General features: G+C 57.5%; 18 protein-coding genes and 2 pseudogenes. 3 read left to right on the plus strand and 17 right to left on the minus strand.

Going from position 1 to position 22,961, the window contains the following annotated elements; genetic code table 11:
* Positions 1-427 precede the first annotated feature (427 nt).
* The 4 genes and pseudogenes from EOA23_RS03230 to EOA23_RS03245 all read right to left on the minus strand — a co-directional run bounded on the left by EOA23_RS03230 (position 428) and on the right by EOA23_RS03245 (position 4,168).
* Complete coding sequence (locus tag EOA23_RS03230; RefSeq protein ID WP_126063917.1) at positions 428-1,756, minus strand: HAMP domain-containing sensor histidine kinase; 1,329 nt, start codon at positions 1,754-1,756, stop codon at positions 428-430.
* On the minus strand, positions 1,753-2,412 hold the full coding sequence (locus EOA23_RS03235) for a response regulator transcription factor (RefSeq protein ID WP_024505389.1): 660 nt from the start codon (positions 2,410-2,412) through the stop codon (positions 1,753-1,755). Before EOA23_RS03235 ends, EOA23_RS03230 begins: the two co-directional genes overlap by 4 nt.
* A 620-nt stretch (positions 2,413-3,032) precedes the next feature.
* Positions 3,033-3,465 (minus strand): annotated as a pseudogene (locus tag EOA23_RS03240) (helix-turn-helix domain-containing protein); the annotation flags it as partial.
* Positions 3,466-3,709: 244 nt separating this feature from the next.
* Positions 3,710-4,168, minus strand: a complete 459-nt coding sequence (locus EOA23_RS03245; RefSeq protein WP_224570033.1) for a response regulator transcription factor — start codon at positions 4,166-4,168, stop codon at positions 3,710-3,712.
* 754 nt (positions 4,169-4,922) lie between these two features.
* Here EOA23_RS03245 and EOA23_RS03250 point away from each other — a divergent pair.
* Complete coding sequence (locus EOA23_RS03250; protein ID WP_024505387.1) at positions 4,923-6,044, plus strand: DUF418 domain-containing protein; 1,122 nt, start codon at positions 4,923-4,925, stop codon at positions 6,042-6,044.
* 794 nt (positions 6,045-6,838) lie between these two features.
* Here the strand turns inward: EOA23_RS03250 and EOA23_RS36285 are convergent.
* Positions 6,839-7,055, minus strand: a pseudogene (locus tag EOA23_RS36285) (transposase); the annotation flags it as partial.
* A gap of 524 nt (positions 7,056-7,579) precedes the next feature.
* On the opposite strand from EOA23_RS36285, the gene EOA23_RS03255 reads away from it, so the two are divergent.
* A complete protein-coding gene (locus EOA23_RS03255) occupies positions 7,580-7,792 on the plus strand; it encodes a cold-shock protein (protein ID WP_008874821.1) in 213 nt (70 codons plus the stop codon).
* A 228-nt stretch (positions 7,793-8,020) separates the two neighbouring features.
* Here EOA23_RS03255 and EOA23_RS03260 read toward each other — a convergent pair whose 3' ends face one another.
* The 6 genes from EOA23_RS03260 to EOA23_RS03285 form a co-directional block, all read right to left on the minus strand.
* Entirely contained in the window at positions 8,021-8,491 is a 471-nt protein-coding gene (locus tag EOA23_RS03260) for a MucR family transcriptional regulator (RefSeq protein WP_024505385.1), read from the minus strand.
* Between the two features lie 894 nt (positions 8,492-9,385).
* Positions 9,386-9,928: a tetratricopeptide repeat protein gene (locus tag EOA23_RS03265; RefSeq protein ID WP_081714429.1), complete on the minus strand. Its 543-nt coding sequence runs from the start codon at positions 9,926-9,928 to the stop codon at positions 9,386-9,388.
* Between the two features lie 53 nt (positions 9,929-9,981).
* Positions 9,982-12,045 carry a type III secretion system export apparatus subunit SctV gene (sctV, locus tag EOA23_RS03270; protein ID WP_024505383.1) on the minus strand — a complete coding sequence of 688 codons (2,064 nt, stop codon included), beginning with the start codon at positions 12,043-12,045 and terminating at the stop codon, positions 9,982-9,984.
* A 232-nt stretch (positions 12,046-12,277) separates the two neighbouring features.
* Positions 12,278-13,168 (minus strand): hypothetical protein, encoded by an 891-nt coding sequence (locus tag EOA23_RS03275; RefSeq protein WP_024505382.1) that lies wholly within the window; start codon positions 13,166-13,168, stop codon positions 12,278-12,280.
* A gap of 117 nt (positions 13,169-13,285) precedes the next feature.
* Positions 13,286-13,528, minus strand: a complete 243-nt coding sequence (locus EOA23_RS36290; protein WP_224570034.1) for a nodulation protein NopA — start codon at positions 13,526-13,528, stop codon at positions 13,286-13,288.
* 71 nt (positions 13,529-13,599) lie between these two features.
* Positions 13,600-13,929, minus strand: coding sequence for a hypothetical protein (locus EOA23_RS03285; RefSeq protein ID WP_081714433.1), 330 nt, complete (start codon positions 13,927-13,929; stop codon positions 13,600-13,602).
* 1,366 nt (positions 13,930-15,295) lie between these two features.
* Between EOA23_RS03285 and EOA23_RS03290 the strand changes: the two genes are divergently transcribed.
* Positions 15,296-17,392, plus strand: coding sequence for a hypothetical protein (locus EOA23_RS03290; RefSeq protein ID WP_245473975.1), 2,097 nt, complete (start codon positions 15,296-15,298; stop codon positions 17,390-17,392).
* Positions 17,393-17,917: 525 nt separating this feature from the next.
* On the opposite strand, the gene EOA23_RS03295 is transcribed toward EOA23_RS03290, so the two are convergent.
* The 6 genes from EOA23_RS03295 to sctQ all read right to left on the minus strand — a co-directional run bounded on the left by EOA23_RS03295 (position 17,918) and on the right by sctQ (position 22,903).
* The gene (locus EOA23_RS03295; RefSeq protein WP_024505378.1) at positions 17,918-18,721 is read right to left on the minus strand and encodes a hypothetical protein; all 804 of its coding nucleotides are present in this window, start codon (positions 18,719-18,721) and stop codon (positions 17,918-17,920) included.
* A 356-nt stretch (positions 18,722-19,077) separates the two neighbouring features.
* Entirely contained in the window at positions 19,078-20,115 is a 1,038-nt protein-coding gene (locus EOA23_RS03300) for an EscU/YscU/HrcU family type III secretion system export apparatus switch protein (RefSeq protein WP_024505377.1), read from the minus strand.
* On the minus strand, positions 20,112-20,930 hold the full coding sequence (sctT, locus tag EOA23_RS03305; RefSeq protein WP_024505376.1) for a type III secretion system export apparatus subunit SctT: 819 nt from the start codon (positions 20,928-20,930) through the stop codon (positions 20,112-20,114). The genes EOA23_RS03300 and sctT overlap by 4 nt, the downstream gene beginning before the upstream one ends.
* A gap of 8 nt (positions 20,931-20,938) precedes the next feature.
* On the minus strand, positions 20,939-21,214 hold the full coding sequence (locus tag EOA23_RS03310; protein WP_024505375.1) for an EscS/YscS/HrcS family type III secretion system export apparatus protein: 276 nt from the start codon (positions 21,212-21,214) through the stop codon (positions 20,939-20,941).
* Positions 21,215-21,216: 2 nt separating this feature from the next.
* A complete protein-coding gene (gene sctR, locus EOA23_RS03315; RefSeq protein WP_029354851.1) occupies positions 21,217-21,882 on the minus strand; it encodes a type III secretion system export apparatus subunit SctR in 666 nt (221 codons plus the stop codon).
* Positions 21,875-22,903 (minus strand): type III secretion system cytoplasmic ring protein SctQ, encoded by a 1,029-nt coding sequence (gene sctQ, locus EOA23_RS03320; protein WP_095769044.1) that lies wholly within the window; start codon positions 22,901-22,903, stop codon positions 21,875-21,877. The genes sctR and sctQ overlap by 8 nt, the downstream gene beginning before the upstream one ends.
* Between the last annotated feature and the right edge of the window lie 58 nt (positions 22,904-22,961).

The following is a 22,961-nucleotide window of genomic DNA, read 5'->3' on the forward strand; positions in this document are numbered from 1 at the left end:
CTAGCCGTATACTTGGGGCATTTTGGGACGGCGATCCGGACGCCGATTAAAACCTGCCGGTCGTCTAAATGGAATGGTTGGTCCGGGTCCTTACTGGACCCCGCCAACCCGATCGGGCCGGCGCACAGGGGCACCCAGACAATTGGACACGTCGCCTTTGCGCGGCGGCTTGCACTTTCTCGGATGGCCTTTTTTCTCCCCGGGCGAAATCGAGCGAGCGGTGAGGCGGAGCCTTCGATTTTGCCGATCATGTCGTGTCGCTTCGATCGAACTGCTCAGACGATGATAGCGGCATTGATTGCCGCGGCCGAAATGCGTTGTGTGAAGTACGATTTCTACGCCGTATACATACTGCCGTACAGTTCGCCCTGTCAGCAGCCTTGCCAGCAATCCGCCCTGTGTCCAACTGTCGTCGAATTCACCGGTGTCATTGAGGAATTCGTATGATCGCCTCGAAACCATCATTGCGACCGCGGGCGGGCGACGCAAGCTCTAGACTGCCACCGATCCGCTGGATAACCATGTTAGCGATATGTAGACCAAGGCCTGAGCCCGCAGCAGGAGTAGCACCACGACTAAATCGCTTTGTAAGCCCTTCGAGGTCGGGGAGGGGCACCACCGGTCCGGCGTTTGCAATAGCGATGGTTCCATCAGTTTGGACGGAAACTGTTGTCGGAACAGTGGGCAGTCCATGTATCAGCGCATTCTCGATCAGGTTACGAAGGAGGATCCCAAACGCATCGACATCCACTTTGCGCATCAAAGTGGTGCAGCCGTCGACGTTAAGATGCAGGCGTCCGGCATATTGCGGCTTTTTCCTCAGGTCGTCGATTTCCAGCCGAACCGATCGGACAAGATCGATCGCGTGATCCGCCATGCCAACCCCCGATTCGGCTTGAGCGAGCTGAAGCACTTTTTCGACAAGGCGGCCAAGGCTCGACAGCGCTTGCTCGATGCCGCGCGCACGCATTTTGGCCGACCCATTGGGAAGCTCGGCCACTAATCTCTGCATCTGAGCGATTGAACCTGCGATCGGCGTGCGCAGTTCATGCGCACTGTTTGCGGCGAACTCGCGTTCGGCCTCGAGAGCCGCCCGCAGACGATCGAGAAGCCGATTGACGGATGCCGCGATTGGAGCCAACTCTGCCGGGAAATCGCCCAAGTCCATTGGTGACAGATTGCCGCCGTCGCGCGATCCGATCTGCTGTCGCAGTACCTCGATTGGCCGCAGCGAGCGCCGGATCACGATCCACCAAACAGCTAAGCTAAAGGGCAGGAGCACGAGTGTCGGAAGGAAGACAAAAAGTGCGCCCTTCGCGATTGTGGTACGGCGGCCATCAAGCGGTTCGGCCAACTGATGATACACGCCGTCTTGGATCTCCTCTGTGTAGACGCGGTAATCAGCGTTTCCCCAAAAGCCGTTACTCAGGGGAGCATCAGGGAAGGGCTGCTGACCCTCTTCCGGTTCGGAAATAAGCACTACCCCGTACTTATTAATAACCTGCTCACGATAGGTCCAGTACTTTTTATAAGTTGGCAAGTGGTTATTGTATTGATCAACGTGTTTTCCATTCAAGACCTTGATCAGCTCTGGTTCTCTGTACTCTGCGCTCGCCTGGAGCAAGTCATCCGAACTTTCGTTTACATTATTGCAAAAAATGAACGCAGCAATGGTTGGGGCGGCGATCCAAACCAGGAGCGTTGCCCCGCCTAACCACGATATCAGCTTTCTCGTCATGCTGTTCGAGTTCGTCATGTGACCACGAGCCTGTATCCGGAGCCACGCACGGTTGCTATTCTATCCCCGCCGATCTTCTTGCGGAGCCGGCTGACATAAACCTCCACTGTGTTGCTCTCGAACTCCGAATTGAATGAATAAAGCGCGTGCTCGATCCTCCCCTTTGAAACGACCGAACCGGGCCGGCGTAGAAGGCAGTCGAGCACCGCCCATTCGCGTCCAGACAGGTGGACCTCCTGCCCGTCGCGGAAGAGGCGTCGCTCGGCTGCCTGTATGGAAAGCGTCCCAACCGAAAATTGCGGCTCCGGAAAATGCCCTTGGCGACGTGCCACTGCACGGATGCGTGCCGAGAGTTCCCCCAGATCGAACGGCTTGACCAAATAGTCGTCGGCGCCAGCGTTGAGCCCCTCGATGCGGTGCGAAATCCGATCGCGGGCTGTCAGAATGATGACCGGCGTTGTATCAAGCCCCTTGATCAGCTCCCGCAGATAGTCGATGCCATTGCCGTCCGGCAGGTGAACGTCGAGCAAAATAACGTCGTAGCCGGCCACAGCTGCATGACCGCGCGCTCCGGACAGGCCCTCGGCCCAGTCGACCGCGTGGCCACCAGCCACCAAATGATCGTGCACAGCACTTCTAAGGTCGTCGTCGTCTTCAATGAGCAGTATTCGCATCAGGCTGCCGAGCTCCGGTATGAGGGCAAGGCTCCTGCCTTATTGATCGAAGCTGACAGTAGGCTGAACCGGCGCCAGCGAATATCTGGGGGCTTTCAGGCTGCTGTCAGCTACAACTTGCAAGAAAGGGGTCGTTAACAAAGCCAAACGAAGAGGCCTTATGAAACCCCTCCTGATCTCGGCACTTTTGCTCAATGTGACCACCGGCGGCTGTACACTGGTTGGCGGGCAATTCGACGTGGCGGTCAACGAATGGCAGCCGCGCCACGCGTCAATGTCCAGGCTTGAAACTGACAGGTGTCTTAAATACGAGGGCACCGTAGCGGGTGCCTCCAGTTATCGAACAGTGCCTAGCAGGTCAGAAGTGCACTTTGACCATAGGGGTCGTCCGTATTTTCGGCGCTCGCGAACAGAGTCGACGGTCAATCGATGCGCCACTGCCAGAGTCTGGAACGGTCAAGTGTTTGTTATCCCCCGTCCGGGCCATATTCTCTGCCGAGGACCAAGAAGGCCCTATTTTCGGTGCCCACGAACAGAGCCAACGGTCAATCGATGCGCCACTGCCAGGGTCTGGAACGGTCAAGTGTTTGTGATCCCCTGTCCCGGCCGTGTTCTCTGCCGAACTCGCCCTTGTAGTCGGCACACCAAAGATCGTTAGGGCGACAGCCGTTTGAAAGTGGTGTCCCCGTCGCCCTGTTGCGCCTGCGCTTGCGGCGCTCGACCATGCCGGCGGTCGAGCACGGCATGCACGGTCGAGATCGCGGGCCGGTGCACATCCGGATACAGCCGGGCCAGCCGCTCGCGTATCTTCGGCGCACCCCATGTCGGCTTGTCTTGCTTGAGGCGCACAATCAGCTTCTCGATTTGAAACGGAAGCTGATTGGCGTGGCGATAGGGCCGCCGCGATCGGTCCGTCAGCCCCTCCAGGCCGCTGTCGTTGTAGCGCGTGAGGATCTTGTAGCCGGTCTTGCGCGAGATATCGAACTCCCGGCAAAGCACCGCCATCTTCTCGCCGTCCAGCAGCCGGGCGACGAACTTCAGCCGCTCTTCCATGACGTTACACTCCTTCCAAGGCACCTTGCTCTCCTTGCAAAGGGCCGAAAGTGTAACCCATCTATCCGGAATGAACTGTCACCCATCTTTCGGGAAGGGCAGTCATGGCCAAGGCAACTGGAAGCCGAATTTTCTTTTAGAGTATGAATCAGCGCCGTCTGCCGAAAAGCGCGTCCACGATCTTCCCTTTTGAAACGACCGTGCAGGGCTGGGGCAGACGGTAGTCGAGCACCGCCCATCCGCGTCAAGTCAGGTAGACCTCCTGCCCGTCGCGGAAGAGGCGTCGCTCGGCTGCCTGTATGGAAAGCGTCCCAACCGAAAATTGCGGCTCCGGAAAATGCCCATGGCGACGTGCCACTGCATGGATACGCGCTGAGAGTTCCCCCAGATCGAACGGCTTGACCAAATAGTCGTCGGCTCCAGCGTTGAAGCCCTCGATGCGATGCGAAATCCGATCGCAGGCTGTCAGAATGATGACCGGTGCCGATTCAAGTTCCTTGATCAGCTCCCGCAGATAGTCGATCCCATTGCCGTCCGGCAGGTGAACGTCGAGCAAAATAAGGTCGTAGCCGACCACAGCTGCATAATCGCGCGCTTCGGACAGGTTCTTGGCCCAGTCGACCGCGTGGCCACCAGCCACCAAATGATCGTGCATAGCACTTCCAAGGTCCTTATCGTCTTCAGTGAGCAGTATTCGCATCATGCTGCCGAGCTCCGGTATGAGGGCAAGGCTCCCATCTTATTGGTCGAAGCTGACAATAGGCTGAACCGGCGGCAGCGAATTATTTGGGGAGCTTTCAGGCTGCTGTCAGCTACAACTTGCAAGAAAGGGGTCGTTAACAAAGCCAAACGAAGAGCCCCTATGAAACCCGTCCTGACCTCGGCACTTTTGCTCAATGTGACCCCCGGCGGCTGCATCAGCAAATTGATTTGGGAAACAGGCGCGCCGGTTCTAATGACCGACGCAGGCCGAGGTCTGGAACAGCTGGACCAGCGAACGGCGTCTTCGGTTTTTCAGGCAACAGCCACATGGAAGAATATGATTGGCTCGACCATGCGCCGAGCTTTGTCGAACGGATTGGTCGCGGGCGCACTACCACAGATTATGGCAGGTTTACGCCCTGGCCTTGACACCCGGGGTGATCGTCACCGGCGGAGCCGCGGCGTACTGATCGGATATCTAACGTCGCTGAGTCTCTCGTCGGTGCAGTGGATCTCTCGGCTTAGCCATCATGCAAAAAACGACGGTTCCGCGACACCACTTTTCAGGTCCGTGACACAGGCTTTGTGAGCCGATCTGTTGTTCTTACCCCAGGCTAATGGCTGAACAGCTCTGTCGCCGGCTCGATGCGCCAGATGGCGCGATGTTTTGAACCCTTTCACGAGGCGACGGCAGCAGCCGACCGGCTCTCCTATCGCGGCTCCCGCGATCCACACACCCAGCAAGGGAATCTACCATGGTAATGAAGGCACCGGTTGCCGACGCTAGGAATGGGTCGGTAGTAGATCGGCTGGTCGGCATCGACCTCGCTCGGGGCCTGGCTGTCTTCGGGATGTATGCCGCCCATCTCGGTCCCGACCCCGGCGAAGGAGGACTAGTCGGGTTTCTGATGGAACTAACCCATGGGCGGCCGTCGGCCCTGTTTGCCGTATTGGCCGGTTTTTCAATCCTCCTGATTACAGGTCGCAAGGCGCCGAAGTCGGGGATAGCCGGTAGACAGGCCATCGCCAGAGTCGCAATTCGTGCCCTTGTTTTGCTCGCGCTTGGCTCAATCCTGGGCTGCCTCGGTACCCAGGTCGAAGTCATCCTAGAATACTACGGAATTTGCTTCTTGTTGGTATTGCCGCTCCATCGGCTCAGCGCATATCAGCTGGGCTTGATCGCTGCCGCTACGGCATTAGTTCTCCCGCAAGTCCGTTCCTCCCTTCTGTCGGTTGCCCCCAACCTCCTCGACCCGGTCTTCAACCTCATGGTCAACGGCTACTATCCCGCGGTGACCTGGGTTCCTTTCCTCATCGCTGGCATGGCCATCGCGCGCCTTAATCTTAATACGCTAGCAGCGCATTGGCGCCTTGGTCTGGCGGGGGTCGCGCTGGCCGTGTTGGGCCATGGGGGATCCTTGCTCGCGCTGAGTTCCCGCGCTTTGACTGAAACCTCCTTGTGGTGGTCTGACGTTGACGGCGCTTTTGAGCCTTCCAAGTCGTCATTTATAGTCAAGTCGTCATGGATAGCCGCACCTCATAGCGAAACGACGCTTTCGATCGTGGGCAGCACCGGTTGCGCAATGATCATCTTGGCGGCTTGCATGCTCGCTGTGGATGCGCTCCCGCGTCTGCGAAAGCTGGTCTGGCCAATAATCGCAGTCGGCTCGATGTCTTTGACGGCCTATGTGCTGCACATTGCGGGAATAGCCTATCTTATGAAGATAAACATTTTCAAAGACGAGAGCCTGTCCACGCTCTTTGGCTTCGTTGTGGTTATCAGCACTTTTGCGGTGCTTTGGCTGCGCGTCTTCCAGCGAGGACCGATGGAAGTGCTGATGGGTAGGGTCGCAGATCTCGCGCGTCACATCCGCTGAGCACCGCCGCGCCCCGGCCTCCCGATCACATTACGGACAAGGTGGGGCTTTGTCCAAAGCTTGTTCGCGGCAGGGGAGGGTACTTCCTCCCACCCTGCCGCCTTGTTGATGGAAGCTAAAACGGTCGCGCAGGCGCTAGAGTTGCATCGGCATAATCAGCTTAAACTCGCGAAGTTAAACCCGCGGTTGGTCTATCTCGGCCCGCCTCACCTGAAAGGCTAAGGTATCCGTTTCGGTCAAGGGTTTTAGGGGCCATTTTCGCTGCGCCTTGAGGAGAGCGTTTGCTAGGATGAGGAGCTTTCGCAACAAGATGATGACCTTTGCGGGTTTGCCTGCCGCCTTTAGCGCCTGGTATTTTGCCTTGAGGTCGGGGTTGAAGCGCAGGGCGAAGGGCCGGGCATGTAGAGGGCCTGGCGAACATTGGCCCGGCCGCCCAGGCGCGGCCGCTCCATTTTGCCGAGGCCGGCGAGGCTTGCGGCCTTTGGTTCCGAGTTCCGGCATGTCGATGGTGAGTGTGCAGGCGGTGGCATCCGATGCGCCATATGCTGGTCAGGATTTCGCGGCGCTGGACAGCGTCGGGATCGGCTTTCATGAGGGTAAGCATCGTCTGATCGATATCGCTGAGTTCACGTGGATCTGCTTCCAGCCACTCGTTGTTGTGGCGCCTGAGCAAGGCAAGCGGTCAAGGTCTGGCTCTGGTGCTGGCTGCGGTGCGATCCCCGCACGGGCCAGGTGCCGATCGTGTCGACGATCCACCTCGCCGCGACCAGAGAGCTGCTACTCTCTTCCGCTGTTCATTCTGGCCTCTTCGCAATGAATGTCATAAAATCACCTGTCGCAATTAATGGTTTTTGATTTGGCTCCAGCAGCTGGCAGATATCGCCGAGAGTTCCGCAGAGAGCGTCGAAAGTTTTGGCCGCCTTCTTCCGCAGCCGCGCCTTGAGTTTTGAGCAGACCTGTCTTGATCGGGTTGAGATCGGGCGAGCATGGCGGCAGGATCAGGAGCCAGTGCCCTTTGGCCAACCAGTGGGCGGCGCGTACCTTGCCGACAATCTGGGGTTCCGAACCCGACAGTTGGTTTTCAACCCGACAGTGGCCCGCCTCAGAGCAGGCTACCGCCCTTCGGAGCAGGCAGAAGCTAATCGAGGTTCGCGGGTTCCGGTTTGAATGTGCAGGTCGCTGCGCGCCTGATCTTTCGGTCTGGCGGCACATGACAAAAACCCTCATTTTGGCCGACGATACCCGGTCAGGAGCGGGTATCGCAGTCGAGAAGCGACCCGAGCACGTCCACAAGATGTGCCGAGTTTGCAAGGTGTGTCATTGTTTCTGTCAACGTTCGAGCGACAGCGCACGACGAAACGTCTGGCATACGCCTCGTCTGGCACGCGCCTCGCATATGTTGCAGTTGCTGCTGGAGATCAGGCGATCGAGTGGGCCTTGCAATTTTCCGATTTTGATGCGCCTAAAGTCTCGTGTACAAATCAGGCTGGCGTGAATGGCCTGCCTAAGTTGCGACTTATTACAAAGGAATGGATATGGCGACTGGAACGGTGAAGTGGTTCAACAGCACGAAGGGTTTTGGTTTTATTCAGCCTGACAACGGCGGTCAGGATGTCTTTGTCCACATTTCCGCTGTTGAACGAGCGGGCCTGTCGACCCTTAATGAGGGCCAGAAGATCAACTACGAGGTGGAACAGGATCGCCGCACGGGAAAGTCCTCTGCAGGCAGCCTCAGCAAGGCTGGCTAACGGTCCGGGAAAGCCTTGGCAAGGTTCGTCATCGCCGGAACGCATTGACGGCTCGAAACCCGGGCCGGAGCATGCAAGTTAATGCCGCGGCAGGGATTGCTGGAGCCATCATGAATTACTCTGGAAATGAGGCTCTTGGACGGGAAAGGCGGGGCTCATCCCCGCCCTTTGATTCCGCGCAGATTGGGCCAACGGCTGCTGCGCGTCCGAACGACTGTTGATACGGATTTAGGCTGCGACCTTCTTGCGGGTCCGTTTCGCCGGCGCCGTGGCTGGGGCTTCCGGCTCTTTCGGTTTGCGGCCGAGTCCCATGGTCTTGGCCAAGGCGGAGCGCGCAGCGGCGTAATTCGGCGCCACCATGGGATAATCCGACGGCAGACCCCATTTGGCGCGATATTCGTCTGGGGTCAGACCATAGTGCGTCGCCAGATGGCGCTTTAGCGATTTGAATTTCTTGCCGTCTTCAAGGCTAATGATGTAGTCCGGTTCGATCGACTTTTTGATCGGGACAGCAGGTTTTTTTACAGGCACAGGCTCTTCTGCCGGTATGAGTCCAGCCGTGCCGTTTAGAGCCCCGTGCACTTGGGCGATCAGGGCAGGAAGCTCCCCCGCCGGGACGGGGTTGTTGGAGACGTAGGCTGATACAACATCGGCAGTGAGCTCGATGAGGATGTCGGTCTTGTGGGGTTCTTCTGTCATAAACTTCTCCGGGCAGCTTGAAACACAGTTGGGCGAAGTGTCGCTTCATAGTGGCGGTTGCCGCTGAAAGCAAATGGATCGACGGGTGCGCTGCTCCTCCACCATTGAAGTCTCGGCGACGCATCCCGTCATCGTCCATCGCTAAAGGCAGCGTATTGAATTATGGGAGCGGTCGCGCCCGCCCCACCATAGCGATACAGCAAGACAATCAAAAAAGCCGGTCTTTGCTTGGCCCCAAATCTTTTCTCCTTTCGTGAACGCTGAGCTGCCAAGCTGCTACAGTTCACCTCGCGGGGCAACCGTGCACAACACAGGAGTCGCCCGAGCGATACATTCTTCACTTGCCGCTTATCAGCGCTGGTGATTGCACTTTGCAGCCTGCCTCCGGACCCGCAGCGCTCACTCTGTTGGTTTTGCGCCTGCAGGCGTCGGAAGTCGGATCGCCGCAGCTAATTTCCTCAGGCGGACGAATTCAACAAATCGATTGTTTGGATCGAAGGCATCCACACCATCGATGCCTCTAGAATAGGATCCAGCTACAATCACCGTGCTGTAATGGCAGGGACGGCCAGCACAAGCGCGACACGATCCGGCGGGTCCATCGCTGCGTTACGTATTCATGGCTACTGCATCGGGCGCTCGGTCGACCGCCTTAAGCCAGGTCGCCGCATTGCGAGACGGTGACCGGCGAGGGAGAGGGCGCTCTGGCAACGAAGCGAGGCGGGTGGCCTTGCGGGTGGCCGCGTGATGTCATCCGGCTCTCCTGCCGATCTCTGCCGGCCAGATCTGGAGCAACTGTTTTGCATAGATATGGCTCTCTTCAGGGGGCCATCTATGATGGGAGCCGAGCGCGTGTTCGAGCCGGGGAACAGGCTGCGCATGCACTGTGCCCACCTATTGCGATCGTGCTAACCTTGGTTGTTTGGACTTGCCGTTAAAGGCAAGCGACAGATTGAAGTTATGCTGCACCATCTGATTGCCTGGCTCGTTTTCGAGAGCTCGCCGATACAGGGCCTGTGCCGCGTCATGCCGCCCCTCAATGTCCAAAATCACGCCCTTCGCATTCAATGCACGTACGTTTCCTGGGGCTGCAACCAAGACGCTGTCGAGCACCTCAACCGCTTCGTGCGGGCGCTTCTGGCCCACCAAGGCATTTGTAAGTCGTATCGCCGCATCAACATTGTCCGGGTGCTGCTTCACCTCATCCCGCAAAGCCCGCTCTTGAACATCCTGACCAACTTCGCGCAAAATGCGTTCGCGCATAGCCGGATCGATTTGATCGGCGCTGAGCAACTCGGGGGAAGATGTCTCCTGCACGGAAAGAGCCGGCTTTTGCCAGCTGGCGCAACCGCCCAAAGGCAGAATGGCGAGTACGGCAAAAAGAAGTGAGTTCCGGCGCAGAAACATAGGCGATGGAGAAACTGTATTACTATTCATGTTATCTCTCAGTTATCGGGGAGGCGCGTGGCGTTCAGTTAGGAAAGGTGGGACTACTCTAACAATCCGCTGTTCGATCCGTGCGGGAGTGTGACGGATCCTGCGGGGCGAATTGTAAAGTCGGAGGCGAGGTCTTGATAAGACAGCACGGCGAGATCAACCCCGTTTCGCGTCAGAAAGCCGCGGACGAAACGTCGGACATCCATCGACGTCAACAGAATAGGGCGGGTTTGACCCGGTTCTGCGTTCGAAAGGACCTGACGTATCTGTGATAGCATCGCTTCGCTTTGCCGATCCTCCAGTGCGAGATAGGGGCCTGCATCCGAATCTCGAACCGCGCCACGCATCACATCCTCGCTCTCGCGCTCGACGACCAGGGCGGACACGATGCCCTCCGTGTTGGCATGGCGGTGGCAGATCTGTCGCTTCAAACCAGAACGGACATATTCCGTCAGCAGGGCAACGTTCTGCTCACGCTCGCTCCATTCGGCCAATGCCTCCAACACGAGACGGGTGTGGCGGATTGGGATACCTTCCTCCAGGAGGCGGCGCAGAACATCGGCAATCCGAGGAATCGGCGTCGTGCGTAGCACCTCTTTCACAAGCTCAGAATATTCCTGCTCCATTCGGCCCAGGAAATGTCGGGTCTCTTGGATGCCCACCAATCGCGGTGCGTAGCGGGTCAACGCTGCATGGACGCGCAAGGCGAGGAGTTCGCCGGGAGCCCTATGCTCCGTGCCGGCGCCCGTAAGGGCCTTTGCAGGGGTATGTTCAACCGGGAGTGTGTCCGTTTTCGGCTCACGTCTAAGGGGGACACCGCTCGAGTCGACGTGCGCTACATCGGCTCGGAGCGCCATCTGGTTTGGATCTAAGGCGTCCTGTTCGACTGGCACGCCCTCGACATCAATTCGGAATTGCGATTCAGGCAGCTGCTCGTCAACCAAGACAGGGATGCGAGGAACGATAATGCCCAGATCGGCTGTGACCAGGAGCGAAACGCGCCCAATATGTTTTTGCAATTCGGCTTGATCGACCGCCTGCATAAGATCTGGCGCTAGAAAAAATGCGATCGGGAATTCCTTCGCAGGCGCGGCTTGCTTAGGCTCCGCTGCAGTTCCACCTTTCGCATCGGCAGTGCCGGCGCCCAGCACATCAGCCTTGACAATGCTTACCGCAGCGAACACTGCGGCCAGCATCAGAAAGACGGGGAGGGGAAACCCAGGAACGAACCCCATTACAACCAGGACGCCGGCCGCCAGTCGCAAGGCTCGAGTGCTGGCCGTGAGCTGACTGACCATTTCTGTACCGAGGTTGATCCTCGCCGTCCCAGTCACACGGGTGACGATGGTCGCCGCAGTAATGGAGAGCAGAAGGGCCGGAATCTGCGATATCAATGCATCGCCTATCGTCAGCAGAGTGTAGTGATGCAGTACCTCGCCGAAGGACATGCCCTTGGAGAGCAGGCCGATCGAAATTCCACCCAGCATGTTGATGCAGATAACCACCAGCCCGGCGATGGAATCGCCCTTCACAAATTTCATCGCGCCGTCCATCGCGCCATAGAGTTGGCTTTCCTTCTCCAATTCGGCGCGCCGCCGGCGGGATTCGTTGGCATCGATGTGGCCGTTGCGTAGCTCTGCGTCGACCGCCATTTGCTTGCCCGGCAGAGCATCCAGCGTGAAACGCGCCGCCACTTCTGCCACCCGTTCGGCACCCTTCGCGAGGACCATGAATTGCACCATGGTGACGACCAGAAATATGACGAAACCCACCACGATATTGCCTGAAATGACGAAATCGCCAAAAGTATGAATAATGCTGCCGGCCTCCCCCTCGGCCAGGATCAGTCGCGTCGTTGCGACCGTGAGCGCGAGACGGAATACAGTGGAAATCAAAATAACGCCGGGCAAAGAGGAAAAATCAAGTGGAGTACTGACATACAGGGCAACCATCATCAGCAGTATGGCCAACCCCATATTGAATCCTATCAGGGCGTCGACCACCACGACCGGGATAGGCATGACCATCATCGCGACAGCCAGAAGCAGCATCAACGCAACCATTAAATCCGGGCTGGCCGGCGCACGCTTGATGAAGTCACGCAGGACGTTGGCCATCGAGACACCTTTGCAATCGGTTGAGACTTACTCTGCTGTTACGCCATGAAACGTGGCTTTCGAACTCCGAAGGCGCCTCAGCCTTGGCCAGCGCGTGACCCTGCATGAGAGCCACAAGCAGGCGCGAAATGGCTGGGCAGCAAATGTTTCCAACGCAGCCAGCTTGTCAGCACCGAGCGCGACAGGATGTTTGGCTGGCCATAGAGTGCTGCTTGATGGGGCCTGCGAGCTTTCAATATTGGAGAGCAGCAATGCGGCCATTCCTGCTCAGCAGCACACGGCTGTCCTCAATACGTTCGACCACCCATCCATCAGCCAAAATGGCGCCGACAAAATACTTCTCGCTGTCGATGACAATATATGGTTGGACCCCATGCCACACAGCTTCGACCGCGATTGCGGATGGCGCCTTCTCCTCTTTGATGAGCACTCCGTTCACCAGTGTTAGAGTACCCTTGGTGCGACGATCGAACGATTGCTGAAGCTTCTGCCAGCTGATGACCGATTCAGACGTGACGGTGCCTTCGGCGGTCACAACACCCTTTGCCGACCCAATCTTGACGTCGAGAAGACCCGCTCGATCGACTTCCTCCTGCAGCTCTTGGGCCGCTGCCTCCGTAAGTTCATTGTCAGCGCGGTGACTGATCGTTCTGGACGCGACTTCAGCCCGAAGTGAATTGGGGCTCGATCCACTTGCATTGCCAAGATAGGAGATCGTGCCTGAAAGCGCGCCGATCCCGAGTGAGCTGATTATGACCATGGCGAGCACACCGATCGGTAGGCGCGGTATGCCGGTCGAACCAGGCGGCTCTGCATCCTGCACGGACAAAGCAATGGACATCTCGCCTACGAGCAGGACGACAGGAAGGGGCACAACAACGGACTGGCCTGCGGCGATATTCCGGTTGCCCTCGATACTGAGTCCGGGTGCAAGCGCCTCCAGTTCGATCGACTTGCCAAGAAGAGTTACACGAAGGTGATGCGGTGCCAGTCCCTGCTCGACAAAGACCAAATCGGCATCGAAGCCGCTGCCGATTAAACACTTTTGAAGATCCGTCTTGCCGGTCAGACCGCAATAGTGCCCCGAACGCACTTCGAAACGGAGGGAAACGGCGTCATCCACAGAGCATCTCTCAAACAGGATAGAAGCCGCATGGCAATTGCCATGCGGCTCATTTCGGGACTACGTCGCGTCAATAAGGAGACGCGCTAGGGGGCAGTCTAAAACCCGCTTCCGACATTACGAAACGCGTTCGTCGGCGGCCTTCTTGATGGTCTGGAGATTGGTCGTTAGAGTGCGCAACTGGACACTCCTTTTCGTCGCCTCCAAGCTAACATTGGTTAGTTCCTGCACTTGCGCCTGAAAAGCAGTAGCATCAGCTCCGCTTGTATTGCCGGGAGTGCCACTGTTAGTTTTATCGGTATTGCCGGCGCTACTGGTATTGGTATTGCCTGATTTTTTATTATTATCAACTGCAGCCATGATCATTCCTTTTTCTGTTGGAGTTGTGCCGTCAATAACGGCCTGTATGACCTCACGCCGGATTTCCCGCGTCAGGCATCTTCTGTGTCATCCAAAGCTTCATCGGCCTCAGCCATCGCATCGTTCGCGAATTGGAACGCGAACGATCGCAGGATACTTTGGAAGGCTTCACTTTGTGCTGCAGACTGTGAGTTGTCTTGAAGTTGATCATTTGAAACGGTCCGGTTATCCGCCCGATCGTTCCCGCCAGCTGCCTTGCCATCATTCCCACCAGCTGGCTTGCCATCATTGCCATCAGCCGGCTTGCCATCACCAGAATGCTCGGATTTCGAATCCCCATGGCCCTTTCGGATCAAGGAAGTCCCGAGGTTGCCAACTCCACTCCCAATTGCTGCTATCATCAGGTACTCCGGCATTTGCCATTGGCGGCGACGTGTTAAAGGTTAGCCTCGATCAAGCTAAGGGCGGGAGCTTTCGAGAACCTGACGGCTTTTGACAAAAACCGGCCAGCGCAAAAACGTATGCTCTGCAGGATGTTGCTCTCGCATCGAACAGTCGACCACGATCTCGGCTGTTCGGCCAATCCCGCCGTCCACGCATGCCGCGACCGAATGGCAGCCGCAGCAGCTCGTTTGCATCCTCGATGCTGTGGTGTCGAACAGGAGACACGGTCCACGTGCTGCATGACCGCAATGACCGTATTCTTGCTGGCTCCACGGGCGCACGCAACGAGCAGGAACTCGGTCTTTGCATCACCATTCTCTCGCCTGCACATCACGGCCCGGCGCGGTGAGCTCATTGGCTTCGAGAAGGTCGGCGACCGTACGAACATGGGATGGTCTGCCGGCTTTGGGAGGCCGGTGCGGATCCTCTTCTCACCATATCGAAAGCTTGAAGCGGTCGGATTTTCTTGCCCTGTTCGTGAGAACTCCCATCGTCAGCTAATCGTCAGCCAAGCGGTCTATCTAGGCCGGCCGTGCCTGACCTTCGGATCCAAAGGTCCCGTCTCGACACTTTTTGTAACTATAGATCGAAATGGTCCGCGTGATACGCAACGCACACGCTTCTCTGAAGCAAATGTGTGACTTTGTCGGTGGCGAACGAGAGGAGTGACGCATCAATAAAATCGTCAGGCACGTGTCTAGGAAGGGGAGCTAGCCGAGTTGGTCTGATTTCATTCGCTGTTCCTGGAAATCGGCGGACTGAAGCGCTGATAATCTCAGGACATCGATGGCAACGTTGCGAAAGTCCTGTGAGCTCGGGCCAATCTTGGCCTGCTACTGAGAAGCACTTTGGCGGGAACATTACGCCGTCGCGGGTCTGGCTGACCGTGACGTTAACCGAAAGATGCCGCTGGTCTCGTCAGCCGCCAGCACAATAGCAGCACATTCTCGCCTACTACGGAGACGCAATATGAAGGGCATTGGCCGACCACGGAAATCGCAGGCTGAAACTGGAGCCAGCCGCGCGGGGCGGGCGAGCAGTTCCCTTTCGCAATCAAGTCTTGCTGCGGGAGAAGGTGGACAGTCATTCGATTCCGTTGTGGAGCAGATGCGCTCTGGGGACGCCGATAGGAGGCCCTCCTCCCTTCCAGTTGCGCGCGGTCCAGGCGATGCCCGCGAAAGTCTGCCAGGCGCCTCGATTGGCGAAGATCAAATCCTGAACACACCGCGACGTGGAGCCGCTGCGCCACCACGCGGAACCGTAGCGCCACGTGGCGCAGCCGCAAGGCGGCGCGGTTCTCCCTCCATGTCTGAGGGCGAAGCCATGGCGCCGGTCGGTAGCCAACTATCAACCGCGCAGGTGGAAGGCACCAGCTCATCGTCAAATGAAGATATCAGTCCGACACAGCTCAGAATGAACAGTCTTGTTCAACAACTGACTGATTGCGAGGCTGCGGCCAGGAAAACCGACGTCCCCGAGGAGGCGGTGGAGCTGATCAGTCGGGTCGTCGATGCAGCCTCAGCAATTCTGGAGTACCGCGCTAGCCTGCCTGCGGCTGAGGCGCAGACAATTATGCCAGACGACAAGGTGCGTAGATGTTGCCAGATCGTGTGCGACGCCGCGAATGAAGTAGACAAACTTGGCCTGTCGACGATCACGAAATTGGACAAAAAGACCAAGAAAGCGGCAGGTATGGTCGATAAACTCTACTCCTACTCCCAGGCGGACCGGCAGGAGCTGTTGATTTTAAATGTGGAGAACCACCATACGGCGGCAATTAAGTGGTGGGAAAAAAAGGCATGGCGCTCCGAACGGCAGCGATCCGCCTGCGCTGCCACCGCTAGCCTATCCAGTGGAACGCCCGTGATGCGGGAAGCCGAGCGGTGCGCACTGCGGCTGCGTGCCGGCTCGGTACTGAGTGTCAGGATCTGGCTGGTCCGTGAGCGGATCGGTCTTGCGCGGGCCAAGATTGAACTGCGGGCGAGCAGGTTCGAGCCAGATTTGAAGGAACTCCTCGTCGGTCGAAATGGAGTGGTGCAGCTGATGGCAAGCGCCGCTCAAGAAGCTCTTCGCGCCCTCTCTTTGGCGAAGGGCATAATGGATGATGGCAAAACACTCAACGCTCATGATTGCGCGGTTGTAGAAAAAATCATGGAGCGGCTTTCGGATTTTGGATTGGCGTTGCACGAGGTGCATACCAAGCTAAGCCATACCTACCCAGATGCCGGCCTCCCATTGAAACTGTTCGAACGGATCGTGGACGATGCATGGATCACTGCGCACGATGCCATGCACTTGTTGAACCTGCAGTCTCCGCCGTCAGCCATCATGGCGCCACAGGCCCAGGCGGGCGCTGCGATGCCGGCCAGGGCAGGCGCTGCGATACCGGCTGGCACTGCTGGTACGGCTGCAGTGTCAGAAGGCACTACAGCGCGAAGGAAAGGGAAGTCAAAGCATAAGTCGGCAGCTCGCGCCGGGACTTCTGCCGCCGGGCAGCCATCAACACCAGTCGCTGCGAACGCCGGCACAGTGCCAGCAGCCAAGGTTCTCGCGCGCTCGGATCAAGTTGCGAGTACACAGGTGAGAGCGCAAGAGGTGGCTGCGAGTTCGTCGGGGGCAGGCTCGACAATCGGGGGCGCCGCGTTGTCAATGGAGGTATTGACGGAGCGGCTCAAACGATTGGACGAACTTTTGCAGTTCGATCTGGCCGGTCAGCAAAGCGTCGTCTCCCAAGTGCGCCAGATGAAGCCTGAGGAGGCCGGTAAGGTCGTGGACGATGTGGCCCAGTACCTGCGAGCCCAGGCCATTGAGATGCAAACCTGTCTCGCCGGGTTGCAGGGGCGTAATGTACGCCTGCTACTCACCTCCACCCAGCTACCCAAAGTGCACGAACGCACAGACCAGCTCAAAGGGTTGCTGAACATGGTGCTGGGACAGGCCAACGCATTGAATGAAGGAAAAGCCGGCATTACGACTGATTGCATGAAGACCTACGCATTTCCGGCGCAAAAATACCTGGAACATTTGTGCAATGCCGACGAATTGATGCCGCCGGAGGCACCGGTCGCGCTGCGTGGCGAGCCAGGAAAGCTGTTTGAGATGAAGCTGCAGCCCAAGATGCTGGTCAATGGTGCGATGCCGAGCCCGATGTGGGTGCACATCCACACGAGTCGCCCCGTCATGGCCAGAAACTTGGAAGGGCTGGCTGATTCCGAATTCACCGCTTGCCACGTTAAATCCAACGAACAGCGCGGCTACAATCGAGAGCGAGAGGAAGCCGATGCTAGGTCCGGTCGCGAGAAGGTCATAATTCATCGCGGCAAACTCACCCCCGCTTTCTGTAAGTCCTTGTTGACCTCAGGGCTTGGCCGCCAACCACGCCATTCGCGTGCCGAGCTCCCGTCGGCGCAGGCTGCATGACAGGGCACTCAGAATGCGGCCGGCCACGCTGTGAGTCAGCGAGCATTTCTCCTGGCCAAACCGCGAATGCCGCTGCGCGAGTTGCGGTCCGGCGATTGGAGTCGATCGGCTACCGTCAGGGCCGATTTGCGATGTCGCGTTACCGGCTGTTGACGTGGCGGCGTATCTTGCCTCCCATCCAACTTATCGCCGAGATCGCGCCGCCAAGATCGAGGCGGAAGGTCTTCCTGCGAGCGCGGAGCAGGCATAGCCGATCCGATCGGGATCGGCGCATCGCAACGACCCAACGGTGTGGTGGAGAAAATTGGATTCGGGAGAGCTCGGTTCCAAGAGGCGGAGTTCCGGCCCGAATACAATCCGCTCGCAAGCACCCACGATGCGCATCCGCAGTTTATTGTCTGGGAGATGGGCTGGATTGCTCGGCGGCGCTGGCGCTAAGGCGGGGCTGTCGCCGGACAATTAGCATTCACTGCCAACAGCCTTGCAACCGTCACCAGTTGCAAGGCTCGGCGGCGGGTCGACAAATCACATGAAATCGTCGTCGGACCCGCTATCGCTGCTGTCGCTATCCTCGGTTTTGTGGAGATAGAGTGGAGGTTTGCCTGCACGCTGCCACTCACCGGCACTGTTCTTCGTCCATTTGTCGGGATGCTGCGTAGGGTCAAGCACCAGGTCGCCATGATCCACTTCAACAAACCCCATCGTCTGCGCGCGCGCTTGTGCTTCCGGATTAGCCGCACGCCAATTCAGCAACGGTCGGTCGCCGTCTATCCGAAGTTGATGCTCCAGCAGAATATCGCCCGCATTTTCGACGAGCGGATGGGCGACTTGAAGATCCACTATGGAAGTGACCTCAGTTCGACCAGGAAATTGTTCCCGCCAACTTTCCGATTCGAACTCGTTCATGCTGAATCCGCCTTCCATTCTCAGCAGTCCGGCACTCCGGTCTCCCAATTGGTAACTGAAATATCGCGCGTGCTCCGTATCTCGACGGATGCCATATTGCTGAGCAACGTCCGCGGTGCGCCTGGCTCGTGACGATACGAACTCCGAATACTCTTGAGGATTGTCGGCGATGTGCGTGATTTCATCACCATGAAATTGCCTCACCTGTCTCCTGAAGGAAGTCCTGTTGATCTCCACCACAGGAGGTCGGGAATTGAGGGAGTATGCTTGGGGAGCCGCCGATGATGAGGCGCCGCTACCTTCCGATCCGGATAAGTGCATTCGGGCAAATGTGTCCGCGAACCCTTCGCTTCCTGCATCCGATTGCTCGCCGGCATTATGCGCGCGGTAACTATCGGATGAGCCACCAATTCGACCATACATGACGATTCGTACTCCTATGTTTCGCAACCGAGCTCAAGTTAGCACGGCTGTTCAACATAGGGCGCTTAGTTGACGACTAGCTGACGAGGGCATTCCAACGGCTGCACCAATCAAATCCGCACTGCCGGCCTCAAAACCTCGGACTGCGCCACGCACCGGCCAGCAGAGGCTGCAAGGTCATGCCCGGAGGACTTGCCGTAGTTGCTGGGTGGCAGATCCGAGGGGAGTGATTGCCCCAGGCCCGCGGTTGCGCGGTTGGCCTGACAGAGACACTGGGGCACGGATGGCCAGCCGACATTTGCCACTAGCATGGAGCCAGGTCAGTTTTGAACTGGGCAGTCGTGGACTTCCAATGACTAGGCCAAGCCTGCGGCAAAGAATGCTTTCGCGACAGGCTGGAAATATTGCATAGGAACCGCGTGGCCGAGTTTTGTAGTGCCTATCAGCTGACGCGCTAAGACATGGTCATGGACGATCGTCAGGCGTAGTGCCCGCGCCTCGCTCAACACATGTGAAACGCGCTCACCTTCGGCACGGCAAACTAAGAACGGCACCCCGGTTTCACCGCGAACGTAACGCAGACCGATCAGGACCGCCCTTCCTGTTAAGACCAGCGTGGCGCGATGCACGCCAAGCGCAGGCTCGTCGGCCGCCTCCTCGCGGATGCGACGCTGTTCACCTTTCAACTCTGGCGCTCCTTGCTGATCCTTCGACTCGCGCGTCACTTCGGTATTGGTCATGCGCATTTCGCGCAGATACAACGCGCGCTGGAGCAGAAGATCGATCAGTCCGCCGACCAGCAGTGCGCCGGCGCCAATTCCCATCAGCAATTTTGTCTCCATAAAGATGAGGCCAACACAGCCCATGCCGCAGATCGGCAGAGGGACCATTGTCTTCCACATCCCGAGAAGGACAATGGAAAAGGTTGCGCTGAGAACCAATACCTTGAACATGGTCTTGCAGACTTCGACCATGGAACGAGCAGACCCCAAGCGCTTCAGCCCTTCAAAGGGGTCAATTTTCTTAAAGCTGAGCTTCATCGGCTCCAGAGAGAAGACAAATCCACCATTGGCTAGCAGGCTGGCCAAAATCACCGCGGCGACAAGGGTTCCAAGCAGCGGGCCAACAGCCGCGACTGTGAGTTGGACGAGCACAACCAATGCCTGCGGCACCGCGGTATCGAAAGGTAGGCTCTGCAACTTGGTGGCTAATAGGAGCGCTTCCCGGCATTTGTCCTCGATCACGCTGCCTCTTAGCCAAAGGTAGCCGAGCCCAGCGCAAGTCCCGACCGCGCGGACGAAATCGGAGCTACGTGGCAGCTGTCCTTTTTTGCGCGCTTCACTTAACTTCTTCGGGCTGGCGGCGTGTGTCTTCTCTTCACTTGTGTCGCTCATGGCAGCAATTTGTCGAACCACTCCAGCACGCCGTTGGCACGTGTGACCTCCAGTTTCATGCTCTCCACCAGATAGGCAGCGTAGGTGACCATGAGAACTGGAAAGACAATGTTCTTGATTGCCGGAGACAGTTGGCTCGCCTTAAATTGCGGGGCAAAGCGACGCAGCAGCATCATCGATATATCAATCAGTATCAGGAAGAACACGACAGGCCCCGATACCAATAATGCCGTGCGCATTATGCTGTCGAGAAGCCCCAACAACTCCATTGCTCCTGGCCCACTCAGTGTCGGGTGAAACTGATACACCGGCCAGATCAAGTAGCTGCGGTACAGGACACTGATCAAAGTTTCCAGGCCTCCTGATCCGACGAATATGGCAATCGCAGTGATCCCCAGAAAAACGCCCATCGCGGAAGCCTGACTGTTCGTCGCGGGATCGGCCGAAGCGGTCGGGCTGCTGATGCCGCGTTGGTTGTCGATAAGCTCCCCGGCAGCCTGAAGGCCCCAAAGCGGAATGCCAAGAAAAGTGCCAAGGAGTACACCGACAAAAACTTCCTTGAATCCGAGCAGGGTTAGCTGGATCAGGCGCGTATCAGGATCCAGCGCCGGCAATCCGCCGCTGACGTGTGCCAGGCATGGTAGTGCGAAGCCAACAGCCAAACAGCCCCGGATCAGCCCACTGATCTGCGAGCGTGTGAATACGGGAAAGATCAGCATGATGCCCATCGCGCGGGCTGCCCCAAGACCTGCCGCAACGACGAGTTCGAGAGCCGTCTGGATCAGAATTTGAATATCGGCCGATGGCGCGTCCATGGGGCGGACTAGTAGCTAAGTGTCATTGCGGGAAACTCGGTGAAGATCTGATCGGCTAGCTCTATGAGCGGGGCGCTTAGCACAGGAGCAAACAGCCCAATCACCGCGACAACGACCAGAAGCTTCACGGTGAGCGGCAAGCTTTCATCCTGGATCTGCGTCGCCGCCTGGAGGATGCCGATGACGAGGCCGACAACCACTGATGCAATGAGCGGCGGTAGAATCCAGATCATGAAAACCACCAGTGATTGGCTCATAAGAGTAATGATGCTGGATTCAGTGATGATCAGCCTCCCGGTAACGTATAACTCAGCACAAGCCCATGCATCAATTTTGACCAACCATCAATGGCAACAAACAAGAAGATCTTGAACGGGACAGATATAACAGTTGGTGAGACCATCGACATACCCATTGCCATCAAGATAGTTGTCACTATCAGATCTATAACAATAAAAGGCAGATAAAGTAGAAATCCTATCTCAAATCCGCGCTTCAATTCTGATAGCAAGAAAGATGGTACAAGTATTGCAAAGTCATCAGGCGTGGCTGCAGCGTGCATTTCCTCTGGCCAGACCTTTTCTGTCGAAGATAGGAAAAATCGCCGCTGCTCTTCATTTGTGAATTTCTTGAGATGCTCGCGCAAGGGCTCACTTCCGGCTTTAGCGGCGCTTACCCAGTCGTCGAATGTCTGATAGTGGAGCTTGGGATCCGACATGCGGTCATAGGTCTGCTCAGCAACGGGCGCACTAACGAACATAGTGAGGATCATCGCCGCGGCGTACAGCACCACATTGGGTGGTATGGTCTGGGTCCCGAGCGCATTGCGGACGAGGAAAAGAACAATTGATACCTTTACAAAGGCCGTTGTCGTGGCAACTGCTAAAACCAGCAGACCGAGTCCGGCGGTAACCGCAAGAAGCGCCAGGATTGTCGGCTGAGCTTCACTCATTGCATGCAAACCCGCCACGGAGCCTGATGCCCAGCTCTTCTCCGATGCGGACAATGTCGCCACGCCCGATACGCTGACCATTGGCCACTATGTCGACCGGGCCGTCGATCGGCCATCCAAGTTCAAAAATATGCCCTTCGCCGGCACTTCTTAATTCCCCAAGAGAAATAGGCCAGCGGCCGCATTCAAAGACAAGCACGATCTCGACATCGTCGAGATCCTTAGTAAGCTCCAGTTGCGATCCGGGTTGTGTCATATGCGCACTCTCCAAAGGACACGGTCGCGGGCGGAAAGGCCCCCGCAAGATTAATTCATCGCCGTCAAGATCCGCCTCGGCGCACAACTGGCCGACAGCTAGGGTGATCTGGCCGCGGCCGAACGGCGCAATATCGGGCAACAATGCATCACCGACACATGCGCTTCGAAGAAGCGCCGCAGGAAGGCGAAGCGTGCCGACCTCTCCTGCAACAATGAGCGGGAGCTCTGGAGGCAGCCCGCCCAGCTGCCGCGGCAACTGGGCAAGCAGTTCGCCTAGCGCGCGAAACGCAGGCGGTACTAAGCCGTCAAGTGGCGTGAACAGGAATAGACGGCCCTTGCCCTTGACCGCGCCGAAAATGATGTCGAGTTCAAGATGAGGAGCCAGCATCGTGGCTTCGCATACCCGCACGAGTTGCACGTTCAGACGCGTCGTCTCCTCCAGTCGAGTGACAAGCGGCTCCAGAGCGAGTTCGAGAATTAGCGAAGCAGTTGGCTCGGAAGGGAAGGCCAAGCCGTTCTGCACTGTCGTGATGAACTCCTCTACGAGCGGGCGCGACAGTGACAAGATGACCGTTTCGGCTCCCACTCTCCAGACGCAGTCAAGCATCGGAATGGCAGCAGGTTCCTGCTGCCAGACAAGCCCTGCCGTTCGCACCGATAGCGGCACCTCGTTGATCCGGCTTTGAAACGGCGTGCGCGGCGCTGCTGTATCATTGAGCCACGAGACAACCGTGTGGGACAGTTTCAGAACTGGTTCGAACATGGCGGGGGTGAACGCAGCGCCTATCAAAGACTGCACGGTCGTGTCATTCGGACGACCT

The sequence above is a fragment of the Mesorhizobium sp. M2A.F.Ca.ET.042.01.1.1 genome, from assembly GCF_003997405.1.
In the GTDB taxonomy this organism is placed as follows: Bacteria; Pseudomonadota; Alphaproteobacteria; order Rhizobiales; family Rhizobiaceae; genus Mesorhizobium.